The organism is bacterium (genome assembly GCA_008933615.1).
Classification (GTDB): Bacteria; CLD3; CLD3; order SB21; family SB21; genus SB21.
Genome location: WBUR01000026.1, coordinates 45,684 through 60,949, shown reverse-complemented (window position 1 = coordinate 60,949; position 15,266 = coordinate 45,684). Strand labels below are relative to the sequence as shown.

Genomic DNA, 15,266 nt, shown 5'->3' with positions numbered 1-15,266 from the left:
AGTAACTGAACCAATAAACGATGAACGGGTACTTGTTAATGACATATCGAATGAAAAGGGTCAGGAGTTTGGCCAGAACTCTTCAGACGATGAAACCACAACTAACGCAGCTAATAAAGAAAAAGTGTATTTAACAGAGCTTAATCGCGACGAAATATATCATCAGATACCGAGTGATCTTAAGAAAGATGAATCCGTCACTGAAAATGTTAAAGAAACACTGCCTCAAGATGAAAGTGGTAATGCAGACAAACAGGTTTTTGAAACTGAACATTATGAAGTGCATGCTGAAGAACAAACTGACACAGACGTGCAAGTAAACCAAAAAACAATACCCGAAAAAAATATAGAAACAGAAGAAAGCGATTTTAGAAAAACGGAAGTTGCCACCTCTCCTACTGAGGACCAAAATAGATTTGAAACCGAAATTTCTGAAATTGAGAATCTGGCAGTACGAGATGAAACGGTTGTACCTGAGCTTACGGAATCTACCGCCGGCAAGGTTTCGTTTGCTGAAGAACCGGCAGTGGTTAAAAAAGAAAAAGAGCCTGAAAAGAAAGTGACGCGATGGAGGAGTTTTTTCCATAAGATCGTGTCGATAGTACGAAAGATATTTTCCAAATAGTTTCTAATACGGAGGTACTAAAAACGTTGAGTTCCGAACAAATTACTGTTGATGGAATTGATTTACAAAACATCATTGAGGCGATCATTTTTGCATCAACCGAGCCCTTGCCGATAGAGCGCATTGTCGAGTGTATTCAAAAAGATGAAATAGGCTCCAAATCCGTCGAAGAGGCGATCGACCAACTGAACAAACATTATCAAAACGTCAATCACACGCTCCGCATCGTCAAATTAGCGGGGGGATATCAATATGCAACCCATCCGCAGTTTGACAAATGGGTGAGCCGTCTGTTTAAGGCGAAGGCAGAAAAAAAACTGTCACAATCTTCGCTTGAAGTACTTGCCATCGTGGCGTACCGTCAGCCGATCACACGCGCAGAAATTGAAAAAATTCGCGGCGTCAACGCCGACTGGACATTGCGTTCGTTAATGGAAAAAAATCTTCTTACCGTAGTTGGCCGCGAAGATGCGCCTGGGAGGCCTTTGCTTTTTGGTACCACGAAGGCTTTTTTGGAACACTTTGGTTTGTTTGAAATCGCAGAACTTCCTAAATTAAAAGAAATTGAAGACATCCTTAAAGAAGATAAGGAATTTGCAGAAACTCTCGAACTCGATTTCACTGAGAAGCAGCTAACGAATGATGGTAGCAAGCAAAGCGATATGAATTCAAAGGATGATTCACTCAGAGAAGACTTTAAAGAAATAGATACTTTGTTAAAAGAAAACAAATTTGATCCTGAACAATATTCGGATCCCACTAATCACTAAACTGCAAGATACTAAGCGGGGCAATTATGGACACTAGATTTTTAAGAGATTACACATGGATCGTCAATAATGACGCACCATGGAAACATTTATCGAAGAATCTGAGCGAAGCCAAAGTAGCTCTGATTACGACGGCCGGATTATACAACTGGAAGCTGACGAAACACTATAATTTGGGCGACGATAACGGCGATGCATCGTACCGTGAAATTAAGAAGGACGTCACGCAGCAGGATATTCGTGTTTCTCACAAAGTAATTGAGTTAAAGAATGGCGCCGGACTTGATTATAATTGTATATTTCCCCTGGACCGATTATTGGAAATGGAAAAGGAAAAAAGAATAAGTTCCGTTTCCGAGATTCACTTCAGCGTGATGGGCGAGATAAAAGATCCGAAAGGGTTTCTCGACGAAACGGTTCCCAGAATTATTAAAACGCTGCAAAAATTTCTTGTCGACGTGGTTATCATATCGGCAGTCGGGCCTCTTAGTCATCAAACAGCAGGACTGTTAGCCCGCGAAATCGAAGAAGCGGAAATCAGCACCATCGTAATCGGATCATTGCGAACGGTATTGAAGAATGTAAAACCGCCGCGAACCGTATTAGTTCGATTTCCATTCGGGCAGGTATTCGGCGCGCCTTTTGATACTGCTTCACAGAAAGAAATTCTTACGGAATGTATTATACATATCAAATCGATCAAGGAGCCCGGAGAGATTGCAGAATTTGGTTTCCGCTGGCAGGATTCATTCAAAAAAGCCTTGTCCGCCAAACCGGACCTGGGAACGTTAATCACAAAAACGGGAGGCAAGGAGCCTGAAACCTCAGAAAAAAATAAGATTGCCGCAGATCAATTTTAGAATAAAAAGTTTACGCGTTACACTATGAGATTAAATAAATATCTGGCAACTGCCGGCGTCGCCAGCCGGCGCAGTTGCGATGAAGTCATTAAAGAAGGCCGTGTTACGGTAAACGGCAATACGGTAAGCGATTTGTCTACGTTTGTAGACGTTGAGCTGGATAAAGTGGAGGTGGACGGGAGGCCCGTTCATGTGAAGACAAAAGATGTTTACATCCTCCTACACAAACCGCTGAATTATGTCACAACAGTCAAAGACGAAAAAGGAAGAGATTCCGTCATTGACCTTGTTCGTATATCCGATCGTGTATTTCCAGTGGGTCGCCTTGATTATGATACAACGGGATTACTTTTGATGACCAATGACGGTGAACTGACGTTTCGACTTTCTCATCCGAAATTTGGCGTGGAAAAAACGTATGTAGCGGTGCTCAACAAGAAGATCAATGAACAAGAACTCAGTTATTTACGAAAAGGGGTCGTTCTTATTGACGGAAAAACGGCGCCTTGCAAAGCGATTAAACTTGGTAAAGAAGTTGTTCAGATCACGATTCATGAAGGTAAAAATAAACAAGTCAAACGGATGTTTCGGAAACTCGGCTTCAAAGTCCGCGAACTGCATCGAACACAATACGGTCCGCTTCATCTTGCCAAACTTAAATACGGGCAATGGAGAAATTTACGCCCGCCGGAGGTTCAAGCTTTAAAGAAAGCGGTTGGCTTAGCTTAACAATAAATGTCTGCACGAAAGCTTATTATCACATTGGACGGACCTGCGGGCTCCGGTAAAAGTACGACGGCCAAACAATTGGCAAAGCGCCTAGGTTACGCATATCTTGACACGGGAGCCATGTACAGGGCGATAACTTTAATGGTTCTTTTGAAAAAAATCGATCCTTCCATCGCGACTAATGTTGTTTCTTTGCTCCCAGAAATCCAAATTGATCTTACCTACGCAGACGGAGTACAAAAAACTATTTTAAACGGTAAAGACGTTTCCGAAGATATTCGCGGTGTGGAGGTGACAAAACACGTCAGCGCCATATCCAGCATCAGAGAGGTGCGGCAATTTCTAGTAAAGCAGCAACAAGCTATCGGCAAACCGGGCGGATATGTGATCGACGGGCGCGATGCCGGCACGGTAATTTTCCCGGATGCAGATAAGAAATTTTTTTTGACGGCAGATATTGAAACGCGGGCCCGCCGACGTCAGAAGGAACTGGAAGCAAATAATGTAATCATTCCCTTTAACAAAATGGCGGAAGAAATTAATGCCCGCGATTCTTTTGATGAAAACCGCGATGAAAGCCCGCTTGTCAAACCTGCCGATGCGATGGTAATTGATAATTCAAATATGACACCGGAAGAGCAGGTAGATTATATTATTCGATTGATACAGGACTAATTTTCATGACCACAGAAACTAAAATATCAAGCCTCGGACGTTATCAAATAGAGGATGTACTTGGGCAAGGAGCGATGGCAATTGTGTACAAGGCCGTTGACCCGAGAATCGACCGCGCTATAGCGATTAAGGCATTAAACATCCATTCCGGACTCAGCGAAGAGCAGGCCAAGCAATTTCAGGAACGTTTTATCTACGAGTCAAAACTGGCCGGAAAGCTCATGCATCCGAATATCGTAGCTATATACGACGCGGAAGAGGATCAGGGAATTTCGTATATTGCAATGGAATTTGTGAATGGTAAAACTCTCGAAGAAATTATCCAGAAATCGGTTGAATACACGCCTGCGCAAAAATTAGATATTATCATTCAAATTTGTGACGGTTTGAGTTATGCCCATAAGCACGGGATTATTCACCGGGATATCAAACCGGGCAACATCATAGTCACGCAGGACGGACACCCGAAGATAACTGATTTTGGTATTGCAAAAGCCGTGGCGTCGACAACGACCGTCATGGGGACGATCCTCGGTACGCCGGGCTACATGTCGCCGGAACAGATAACCGGAAAATCTGTGGATCACCGGTCCGATATTTTTTCTCTTGGGACGGTATTTTACGAATTTCTTACAAGCGAAAAGGCATTTCCCGGAAAGAATCTTACAGAAATATTATACCGGGTTGTCAACGAAAATCCGATACCGCCTTCCATTGTAAATCCAGGATTACAAGACGGCCTGAACGATGTGATATTGAAGAGCCTGGCCAAAAACCCGGACGACCGGTTCCAAAATATAGGGGAATTGGAAGAAGTCCTTAAGCATATCAAAGCAAATCGTACGGTTGCCTTCTCCAGAACCAAATTATTGTTTCGCACCGGCGAACAAATTATTTTACAATCGCTTTTCGGAAAATTTTACGAGTGGTTCGGCAACCGCATCTTTTCAATGATTTCTTTTTTCTGGGCTGTGATTGCCACGATCGTGTGCCTCTCCATGATTTTTACACAATCTAACGGAGAGTCCAAACTAGCCAAAGCGTTGAGCGATGAGAAGCCGGCCTCTTTGAGGATGAAACTAAACGTTCCTGATGCGGCGGTACTCATCGATGATCAGCAATACAATATGTCCGGTCCCATTTTGGAGATTGACAGTATCAGCGTCGGGGAACACCGGGTATACGCGACACGCGAGAATTACCAGCCGTATGAGACGGCAATTATTTTTGGAAAGGGCGAAACCAAAAACATTGATGCACATTTGAAATTACTGCCGGTTGAAATTCCAAGCGGCGTGGATACATCCTACGTTTCCATTGTTTCAGTTCCAGCAATGGTTAAGGTTGAAACCAGTTACGGCAAATTTCTAGGTTATACGCCGATTGACAGTTTGATATTTCCTGCGGGGAAATATACTTTTATTTTTTCGAAAGAAGATCATCTCATTAAACGCAGAGACGTTTCGCTGAGGAAAAGCAGATTGACCCGCACGGATCTCACTCTCGATAGAATGCGCGGATTTGTTTCTCTCGAAAAAGTCTATCCTGAAAACGCGTATATTCTCGTGGACGGAAAAAGGCTAAACCGGAATTACAAAGAAAATAAGTACAGCCTGGATGTTGGTGAAAAGAAAATATTGATTCACGCGGACGGATACGAAGAATGGGCTAAGAATATCACTGTCACTGCTGAGGAGACTCTAGAACTCATTGACTCGTTGAAGCCGACGTATGGATCGCTTCTTATCAAATCAAACCCGTCAGGCGCCGATGTGTATTTGGACGAGCAGGAACAAGCCGAAGGGAAAACGCCATTGCAAATTGACGGTTTATTAGCAAGTTCGCATAAAATTAAAGCCGTTTATAAAAATGAAAAGAAAACTCAGACTGTAAAAGTAGCAAAGGACGACACTACCGAGAGCGCGGTTGTGTTTTCATACCCTAACGGTTTTTTAGAACTGACGACCGACCCGCCCGGTGCTGATATTTATTTGAATACTGTTAGAGAATACGGACAAATCACCCCGGCGCTCAAAGAAGTGAAGCCGGGATTTTATAAAGTGAGGCTGGTGCATTCCAAATTTCGAAAGTATTATGAAATTACCGTCCGAGTCAAAGCGCAACAGGCTACAAAAATCGATTATAAATTTGAATAGGAGGATTTATGAAAAAGAAAAAAACGCGGTCACCTAAATTACCTTCACATTATTCCAAATTCTTGAAAAATTATCCTGAGGTAGCCGAGCATTATACGAATCTCTCTAACGAGGCAAAAAAAGTAGGCCCCTTGAATCCCAAAACACGGGCGCTGATCAAATTGGGCATTTCCATCGGACTTAAACACGAAGGGGCCGTTCATTCCCATACACGTAAGTCATTAGAGGCAGGCGCGTCAGCCGTTGAAATACGGCAAGCGGTCATTCTATCTTTGACCACTATAGGATTTCCTTCCATGATGGCGGCGTTAAGCTGGGTTAATGACGTATTGGAGCAGCGTTGATTGAAAAATGTTTTTTTAATTTATTCATGTAGTTTACTGCTTATCAATTCATGCGGCCCGGATGAAACGATCGGTGACCCGTCGTTTCATCTGAATCTTATCATCAATAATCCTGCGAAACCCTTCAAAGTATCCCTGAACATTTGTCGTGATCCGTATTCCGATCAAATCGGCCTGATTTATATTCAGCGGATTCAAGAAAACTCGTCCATTCCGGACTATCGTGAAAACGGCGTTGTGCGAAGACAGATGTTGGATACGGTCCAGGTTGAAAAGAAAGCGTTCGCAGAATTTGCATCGCTGATCAAGAAGGCAAATATATGGGAACAGGAAAATTTGATTGGCCGGCGAACCGACGGCAATGCCTATCAGTTTACAGTGAAAGACAGCCTTCGAGAACATTCTTTTTCTGTTATGGGCGTATCCGAGAATGTGTATATGCAGGAATTGGCAACGTTTTGCCTTGATCAATTTGATTTGCATTTTCCGTCCATTCCCGTCATGGAAATTAATTCGGAAATTAGTCTTAAAAAATACGATCGTCTTACCAACGCTATTGATTCGGTACAGATACGAATTATCAAATCCGGCAATGCCATTACAGCCTTATATAATCAGCGGCCATTTCGATTAACGGAAAACCAATACATAGACTTATGGCAGATTATGGAAAATAATCATATATGGAATCTTGAGACGATGACAAAATTTGAAACCAAATATCCGGTGGAGTACCGTCTATCTGTAAAAAGAGGTATTCGAAGCAACTCTATTATAGTTTACGCGCCGTCCAAATTATCCGATAAACGTTTGTTTAATATAATAAATTTTATTGAAACCATGAGGCTGCACGATATTAATGAGACCGATACTTCTAAATAGCCTGGTCCTATTGCGTAAATCCAAGGTGTTGTTAGTTTTAAGCGCGCTTCCTGCAGTGGTTGCCGCCGGGTTGATGTTTATTCCGTTGTTTCGTGACTTTGACTACGAATTTAATGAGACGTTTGGGGTAATTGTTTTTCTGACGGCAATGGGAATTTCAATCGCAGTCGAACGCGTCCAGATTTCAGGAATTACAGGCAGAACGGAAGAGATTGTTATTGAAATACGAAAGAGTAATCTCTATATTTTTAAATACACACTGTGCATAATTTGTCTTAGTCTTATAACGCCGCTTATCATTGTATTATTTTTTTTATTTTTTTGTGAAACGTGTTCTTTGACAAGAGGGTTACAATTATTTTTGTTATTGCCTGTAAGCGCGTCGTTGGTCGGCTGGAGCGTCGGGCATCTCCTCGCCGTATTGTTCGGAAAAGGCGTTTGGATAGCCGCTGTGTCTGTTATCATTCTTTCCGCCATACTGAATATTTTTTGGTTACAATGGCATGTGCCGATCTATGTTTATAGTGTTTTTTGGGGCTATTTTCCGGGGCCGCTGTATGATGAATGGATTCCTGTCACTTTCACTTTGTGGATTCACCGTTTGTGGAGTTTATGTTTTGCGGTTTTGTTCATTGTCTCCTCTTTGATATGGAAACAATGGCCAGCTCTATCGCGAAACCGTCTAATAGCGTTAGCGGCGATTCTATTGTTGTTATTCAGCATTTACGGCATGCGATTTAAAATTGGTTTTGACGCTGGGTATGATGAACTTAAGTCGGAATTGGGCGCGGAACTAAAGTCGGATCAAATATCCATATTTTTCGATAAAACTATCGACACACAGGAAATGAAGTGGGTACAGGTTTTGGCTGAGTTTTATTATCAGCAGGTCAGTCATTTTTTGGGTCTCAAGACGAACCGTATGGTTACTATTTACGTATACATAGATGAATATCAAAAGAAGAAGTTAATGGGCGCCGGAGTAACCAATTTTGCAAAGATCATCAATGACGAGATCCATATTAACTATGAAGATATCGACGGCGTTTTAAAACACGAGATGACCCATGTTCTTGCAAATGACTTCGGCCATGACGTATACAGTACAACACGCATAGGATTTTTGGAAGGACTGGCGGTAGCGGCAGAGTGGAACGAGAATTATTTTACGCCGCATGAATGGGCAGCGGCATTAAAACAACAAAATAAATTGCCGGACGTTCTTTCTCTAATCGGCGGCAGCGGATTTTTAAAAAACGCTTCAGGTATGAGTTACATTGTGTCAGGATCATTTACTCGTTTCTTAATCGATTCGTTTGGCGTTACGAAGTTCAAAAAAGCCTATTATGATGAGGACGTGGAAATCGTATACGGTATACCGAAAACTGAACTAGCCGGCCGCTGGATGCGATTTCTGGACGGTATGGCCATTCGCGATGACGATATCCAACTTGCCGGGTTACTAATTAGGCCTTCGTTATTCCAAAAAAAATGCCCGCACTATGTTGCCGATATTCTCGAAGCAGCCGGCGCAGCATATTCGAATGAGCATTTTTCAGACGCTGCGGTTTTGTATCAAAAGGCGCTTGACACGGACAAGGAAAATTACAGAATTCAAATTGCCCACATTAGAAGTGATTTTTATGCTGGACAACTTCATTCCGCATTGCACTCACTTGATTCGTTACTTGCAGATGAAAGTATTAACTATCCCGTCAAGGCGATGCTTCGATTATTGGAGGGTGACATCTTACTGAGTATGGATAATTTAGATTCTGCAATGATTGCGTATCAGCAGGTGAAAAAAAACTATAAAAATATTCCTTATGTGTACATGTCGGCAATTCTTCGAATGGACTTTGTAAGTCACGGACTGAACGATCCGTTGAAAGAACTTGCCGGGACGTTAAACCCGAATAAGCAGGAAATGGTATTAAGAACGATGCTTGAAAAAAAACCAAATTTCTGGGCCGGCCAATTCTGGCTGGCGCGGTTATGTTTCCAACGCTCTGCTTTTGCAGACGTAGTAACCTTAATTGAAAATCCAAGTACCACTGTTACGGACACGGCCGTCGCCTTTGCGCGGTCAGTCATGATGGCAGATTCCTATGTACGTTTAGCGAAATACGAACAGGCACAAATGAACTTGGAGGAAGCAAACAAGTGGAGTGTTCGCTCAATGGATTTGGAATTAATAGCGCAAAAGACAGCGCTTCTGAATTGGTTGGTACAACGGTCGAATTAAACAGGTGAGGGTGAATTGAGTTTATTTAATAGCATTGTGTTAAGAGGTCTTTTAGTTACTTCTATGATCATGCAGTTGGCCGCACAGGAAAACCCAAAACACAGCATGAAGACCATTCATTTTAGCTTTGCTGATTCTCTTGTCGGTTGGGCTGTTGGCGACGTCAAGACGGGCGGTATGGTTTACAAAGATTCTACAAGAAATGCTCAGCGTAAGAATGTGTATAAATCTATGATCGCCAAGACCTATGACGGCGGAGCGACCTGGGAGTTACAAACGGTGATTCAATCCGGGGACGAAGCTCCGGAAGTGAGAGCCGTTTATGCACTGGACAATCAGCACTGCTGGATCGCTATCCGGCAAGATTTTAACGATAAGGATTATATTCTTGCTACGGAAGACGGGAACACATGGAAAGCAATGAGTTTTATCCATCCGGAAATATTGATTAAAAAAATAATTTTTACGGATGTAAGAAACGGGTGGTTGATAGCAGAAGAAATATTTGGTGAAGATAAAATATTTCGATCTGCGGACGGCGGGGCAAATTGGTTTGAATACGATATCGGTTACGCCGGGAAATTTCATGACATATTGTTTACGCAAGAGAGCAGTTATATTGTTGCCAACCTTAAATCAAATCCATCCGTATGTTCAATATTGCGGAGCAATGATGGAGGGCAGATATGGATCATTGCGAATGAGTTCAAACCTGACACCGGTCAGATCGTTGAAGGCATGGCAATTCATGCCAACCAAAACGAGATCTATGTTCTGGCTAAAACGTATGATCCAGAGGCTCCTGAAACGGCGCACTCCGATGTCATTTACTCCAACAATGGTTTTGTATCGTATACATCAAGTAAAATCGATTATGAGAAAGAAAGCAAAATCAGTGAAACCTTTCTTGATGATATTTCAATAAGTGAATCGGGTATAACGGCGGTCGATAAGTTATATTACGATGGATACGGTGAAGGCCTGCCGTTTAATTCAAATCTGATCCGATCGCAGGATAAAGGGCGCAGCTGGGCAAAAATTTCTGAAATCGACAATCTTACTTTTGATTATCATGCTGTTGGCGCGCAAAAAACGGTGTGTAGCAATTCGGACGGTGAAATAAAAAAATCAGACAATGGCGGAATCACATGGAATATGGCCGAAATCAATTTTAAGAACGTTTTTCATAAGCCCTCTGTGTCGGAATCTGTATCCCCATTAGGTAATTTATATACTTTTATGGAAGAAGAGGATTTCGGATTAGATCACGATACGACGTATGCCAGCAAATGGGAAAACAGGGCGGACTCGCTGCTAGCATTAAATTTCAGCAAAATTACCGATATCAAAAAATATAAAGTAGACACCTCTTTGGATTTTGCCGTTGGCATTGATTCGGCTTATTCCAGCGCCGTAGTTCTCAGTAAACGCGTGCGCTACGGTTCCAAGCATCAAACATGGGACCTAATAAAAGAGGAAGCTTTTGCCGGCGAAATCCGCATCCGTAAATATAAGACGATTCGGCTGGTTGGAAAAGTGAATGCATCCAACGGACGGACGGTAACGCGGTACAGTTGGTCCTCGAGCATCAATGGGGAATTAAGCAATCAAGCGGCGTTCACAACCTCGCCGAAACAACTGGTGGCAGGGACGCACTACATCTTTTTCAAAGCTATGGACGACCGCGGACGATGGTCGGATCCGATGGTTATTAAAGTTATTGTTGACGATTTCCCGAAATACAAATTTCCATTTGACGGTTTATGGTCGGCCGGTGGGGGCGGAAGTTATTACAACCGAGGACACCATATTCGTGGAATTCGTTACGCGCTGGATTTGAATTATCAGGAAGGGCAAGACGGCGGCGACAGCGATTACGGCATTCCGGTTCGCGCATCTACAGATGGAATTGTTACATTTGCGGGATATGTGCGGGGATACGGGCGTATGGTGAAAATTGATTATATGTACGGCGGGCATAAATATACTACGTTAGTATCACATCTGGCCACCATATCGGTTGATATCGGAGAAAAGGTAAAGCAAGGCCAGGAGATCGGAGGATGCGGAACTACCGGACGATCCAGCGCGCCGCATATTCACTGGGAATTACGCATTGACGATCAGTGCACGCCGCCGGAACCGATTTTCGAAAACGATTCGACTGTTGTCCAGAGTATTCGTGACGGATCTGCCTTTCGGTCGGACAATGTATATCAGCCTGAGCATATCGTTGTAGTCGATGAAGGAGACATTCCCAACACGTACAGAGATTATCGCGGATATTACCACAGTTATCGTTACGTTGGCGTTATGAAAAACACCAAGACAACGGAGGCAACATGGAAACCAAAACTTCCCAGATCCGGCGTATATAAAGTACAGGTTCACAATCCGAAAAAATTCGCCACCGGTATGGCCAAATATCGCATTTATTCAAAAGCGGGCGTCCAGGAAGTTAAAGTCAATCAAAATAAATTTACCGATGAATGGGTGACGCTTGGTACGTACGAATTTGATGCCAACGACAACGTTTACATAGCGCTGGATAATGTGACTGGCCAAACAAGGGGCACTATTGCCTTTGATGCCGTTCGATTCATCGGCCAGTGGGAAAATAAACATTCGGGCTTAGGATTATCTCAATAAATAATAACCAAAGGGGTGATAGATTGAAAAATCCATGGTTACACAAACGAACGATCGGCGTTCTCATGGTGCTTTTGCTCTCCTTTTCATTTTTCGGAGGGTGGTTCGCTGAATCGCTGGTTGGCGATGATTATTATTATGAAGTAAAACGCGGAATCCGCCTGTTTGGCGATGTTTATAAAACAATCACTGAAAAATACGTCGATGAAATTCCTCCAAAAGATTTCATGCGGACCGGCATCGACGGGCTCCTGGCGACATTGGATCCGTATACCGTTTACTATGAAGGCGATGAAAGCGGGGATTTGGACGCGCTCATGATGGGGAAATATGGCGGAGTAGGAATTTCAGTTGGTATAAAAGACGGATTTATTACCGTGATCACCACGATGGATGGCTCTCCGGCTCAGCGCGTAGGAATTTTACCCGGTGACCGCATCGTCGGGGTCAACGGCCTTACTGCGCATGATATTTCACTTCAGGAGATGTCCAACTTCGTTAAAGGTGAGCCGGGAACCAAAGTACGGCTGACGGTACTGCGTGAAGGACAGGATCATCGTATGGATTTTGAATTAGTAAGAGAGATGATAGCGGTTGAAAATATTTCGTATACGGGGATGATGAACGGCAGTATCGGATATATCAAAATTACAAAATTTTCAAAAACTGCGAATTTTGATTTTGTTCGAGCTCTAAAAGATCTTAAAAACAGCGGCATGCAATCTTTAATATTGGATCTGCGTGGGAATCCCGGTGGTCTGCTTGATGCGGCTATCGATGTAACCAATCAGTTCGTCAAAAAAGGTGAGACTATAACTTATACCAAAGGGCGGATTGCCGACGCATCACGCAATTACAATGCAATTAACGATCCCATGTTCCCGGATATGCCTTTAGTGGTATTGGTTGACGGCGGCAGCGCAAGCGCGTCGGAAATTGTAGGTGGCGCTTTACAGGATTTGGATCGCGGCGTGGTGATCGGATCAACGACCTTTGGAAAAGGATTGGTTCAAACCGTATATCCGCTCCAGGAAAGAGACGCCGTCATTAAAATTACAACGGCAAAATATTACACGCCCAGCGGGCGCAGTATTCAGAAGGAAGATTACTCGTCACGCAGAACAAGGAAAATGGAACGCGGCGATGACGGCGAAAGAGACATTTTTGACACATTCGGTTCCGGAGATACAGGCTCTGATTCGAGTAAAACCCAGGCTGATAGGTCAAATGAGAAGCAGGTTTTCAAAACTGCAAAAGGCCGAAGCGTGTACGCGAATGGAGGCATTACGCCGGATATTGAGATTGCCTCGCACGAATATACGGTATACTTCAGGGAGGTATTAAAACGCGGCCTGATCTTTGATTACGCTACGAACTTCGTAGCCCATCACGCTCGAATAGATTCCGATTTTGCCGTGGATGAAAACTTAATAATCGATTTTGAAAAATACTTGCAGACTAGAAATTTCAATTATATTTCGGCAGCGGAAAAGCAAATGGAAGAAATTGAACGGCTGGCAAAGAAGAATAATTACGGCGCAACGGCCATGGACAAAATTGACGTCCTGCGTGGTGAGCTTACCGCAGAGAAACAAAAAGATTTTCAGAACAGCAAAACTTTTATTGCAATGACTTTGGAACAAGAAATTGTATCGCGGTATTTTGGCAATAGGGCGCGTATTCTGACCAGCTTCAAATACGACAAACCGTATCTGGCGGCGGTCGCATTGTTAAAAAATCAGGATAAATATCGACAGGTGCTCGCAGGGAAGTAAATAAATATGCACGATCCGATTTTATATTATATCCTGATTGGCGCCGTCGCAGGGACGCTCGGTTCGATGGTGGGCCTGGGCGGGGGGATCATTATGGTTCCGGCATTAACCATATTACTCGGCGTGGACATAAAAAACGCCATCAGCGCCAGCCTGATTTCGCTTGTCGCCACATCCATCATGTCCGTATCCGTTTTTGCAAAGAAGGAACTGGTACATTTTAAATTAGGTTTAATTCTTGTGTCGACGACTATCGTCGGATCGTTTGGTGGAAGTTACATCGGAGTTTTCCTTGACCCCAATATTCTGATGATGTTATTTACCGCGCTGATGATATTTGCCGCGATCATGTTAATTCGTAATTTGAAAAAAAACGCTGAAGATGGTGTTTATGAATCACGAACGGATGTACAAGATGGCCGTTTTTTTGGCATAACCGGAAAATATCGATCTGAAAAATCCAATCAAGTGCAGGGGTTTACAGTACGACGCGTTCCTTTGAACATTGGGCTGTCAACATTTGCCGGCGCTATATCCGGCATGCTCGGCGTCGGCGGCGGCGTAATACAAGTTCCGATGATGCACCTGATCGGAGGTGTTCCGATAAAAGTCGCATCGGCAACGAGCAGTTTTATGATTGGTTTTACAGGGCTTGCCGGGGCGATCGTTTATTTTATGTATGACCAATTTGACGTAGTGATGACCTCCGGTTTGATCATTGGCATTATTGGCGGTTCCTATTTAGGATCTAAAATTGCAATGAAAGTGAACTCCAAGTTTCTCATTATGGTTTTATTGGTCGTTTTACTCTATACGTCATTTCGCATGATCATGAAAGTATTTAATTGAGCTATGCAGGACATCAGCCAAAATTACAGAATATTAATGCGGACAGGATCGGTTTTGAGTTTGTCTTTTCTTGTACTGGGCCTTACGGTATATGCCGTTCTGCCAAGCGACGGGGCGCATGTATGGGAGTGGCGCAACGGTTACGTATATCTTATGATCGGTATAGTCAGTCTGCTGCTTACTCCGTTAACAGGCCTGCTGGCTTTTCTTGTTTTTAGTATCCGGCAGCGAGCATTTACGATGGCTTTTCTTATTGTCACATTATTGGTTTTACTAATCGGTGGAACGTGGCTAATTCATCCCGGTCATTAAGTAACATTAAAGGATATACTATGAGATTAGGTCTTACGCTTATGGGCTTGTTCGTTTTATTTATTGCCGGCTGCGGCCAGGTAAACAAAACGGTCATATACAACGATCACACTTATAAAGACGTGTCAAAAGCAGAGAATGTTCGCATCACACATATTGACGGAAAAACATTCGGATTTTACAGAATGGAAGTTATAACGGTGGACGACAATTTCATCTATGCACGCTGTTGGGAAAAAAAGAAGTCTGAACCTATTGACTATAAATTTAACAAGCAGGAAGTGATCATTGAGAGTACTTCATTCAGCGGGGCGAAAACTGCAAATTATATTTTTTTCACTGCCGTCACCGTCGGGCTTATTATTTTCCTTAATATTATTTTAAGTAAGTGAGTA

General features: G+C 43.1%; 13 protein-coding genes. All 13 read left to right on the top strand.

The window, feature by feature from the left end; all coding sequences use genetic code 11:
* Nucleotides 1-612: 612 nt before the first annotated feature.
* From scpB to F9K33_10825, 13 genes are read left to right on the top strand one after another with little or no spacing between them, the layout of a single operon-like run.
* A complete protein-coding gene (gene scpB, locus F9K33_10885; protein KAB2879078.1) occupies nucleotides 613-1,395 on the top strand; it encodes an SMC-Scp complex subunit ScpB in 783 nt (260 codons plus the stop codon).
* A gap of 26 nt (nucleotides 1,396-1,421) precedes the next feature.
* Entirely contained in the window at nucleotides 1,422-2,255 is an 834-nt protein-coding gene (locus F9K33_10880) for a hypothetical protein (GenBank protein KAB2879077.1), read from the top strand.
* Nucleotides 2,256-2,279: 24 nt separating this feature from the next.
* A complete protein-coding gene (locus tag F9K33_10875) occupies nucleotides 2,280-2,984 on the top strand; it encodes an rRNA pseudouridine synthase (GenBank protein ID KAB2879076.1) in 705 nt (234 codons plus the stop codon).
* Between the two features lie 6 nt (nucleotides 2,985-2,990).
* The gene (locus F9K33_10870; GenBank protein KAB2879075.1) at nucleotides 2,991-3,659 is read left to right on the top strand and encodes a (d)CMP kinase; all 669 of its coding nucleotides are present in this window, start codon (nucleotides 2,991-2,993) and stop codon (nucleotides 3,657-3,659) included.
* Between the two features lie 5 nt (nucleotides 3,660-3,664).
* Nucleotides 3,665-5,815 carry a protein kinase gene (locus F9K33_10865; protein KAB2879074.1) on the top strand — a complete coding sequence of 717 codons (2,151 nt, stop codon included), beginning with the start codon at nucleotides 3,665-3,667 and terminating at the stop codon, nucleotides 5,813-5,815.
* Between the two features lie 8 nt (nucleotides 5,816-5,823).
* Nucleotides 5,824-6,159: a carboxymuconolactone decarboxylase family protein gene (locus F9K33_10860; protein KAB2879073.1), complete on the top strand. Its 336-nt coding sequence runs from the start codon at nucleotides 5,824-5,826 to the stop codon at nucleotides 6,157-6,159.
* Entirely contained in the window at nucleotides 6,160-7,041 is an 882-nt protein-coding gene (locus tag F9K33_10855; GenBank protein ID KAB2879072.1) for a hypothetical protein, read from the top strand.
* Nucleotides 7,019-9,286: a hypothetical protein gene (locus tag F9K33_10850; GenBank protein ID KAB2879071.1), complete on the top strand. Its 2,268-nt coding sequence runs from the start codon at nucleotides 7,019-7,021 to the stop codon at nucleotides 9,284-9,286. The genes F9K33_10855 and F9K33_10850 overlap by 23 nt, the downstream gene beginning before the upstream one ends.
* A gap of 15 nt (nucleotides 9,287-9,301) precedes the next feature.
* Nucleotides 9,302-11,935 (top strand): peptidoglycan DD-metalloendopeptidase family protein, encoded by a 2,634-nt coding sequence (locus tag F9K33_10845; protein KAB2879070.1) that lies wholly within the window; start codon nucleotides 9,302-9,304, stop codon nucleotides 11,933-11,935.
* A gap of 23 nt (nucleotides 11,936-11,958) precedes the next feature.
* Nucleotides 11,959-13,710, top strand: coding sequence for a S41 family peptidase (locus F9K33_10840; protein KAB2879069.1), 1,752 nt, complete (start codon nucleotides 11,959-11,961; stop codon nucleotides 13,708-13,710).
* Nucleotides 13,711-13,716: 6 nt separating this feature from the next.
* On the top strand, nucleotides 13,717-14,559 hold the full coding sequence (locus F9K33_10835) for a sulfite exporter TauE/SafE family protein (protein ID KAB2879068.1): 843 nt from the start codon (nucleotides 13,717-13,719) through the stop codon (nucleotides 14,557-14,559).
* A gap of 36 nt (nucleotides 14,560-14,595) precedes the next feature.
* Nucleotides 14,596-14,871: a hypothetical protein gene (locus tag F9K33_10830; GenBank protein KAB2879067.1), complete on the top strand. Its 276-nt coding sequence runs from the start codon at nucleotides 14,596-14,598 to the stop codon at nucleotides 14,869-14,871.
* 20 nt (nucleotides 14,872-14,891) lie between these two features.
* Nucleotides 14,892-15,263 (top strand): hypothetical protein, encoded by a 372-nt coding sequence (locus F9K33_10825; GenBank protein KAB2879066.1) that lies wholly within the window; start codon nucleotides 14,892-14,894, stop codon nucleotides 15,261-15,263.
* Nucleotides 15,264-15,266: the final 3 nt, after the last annotated feature.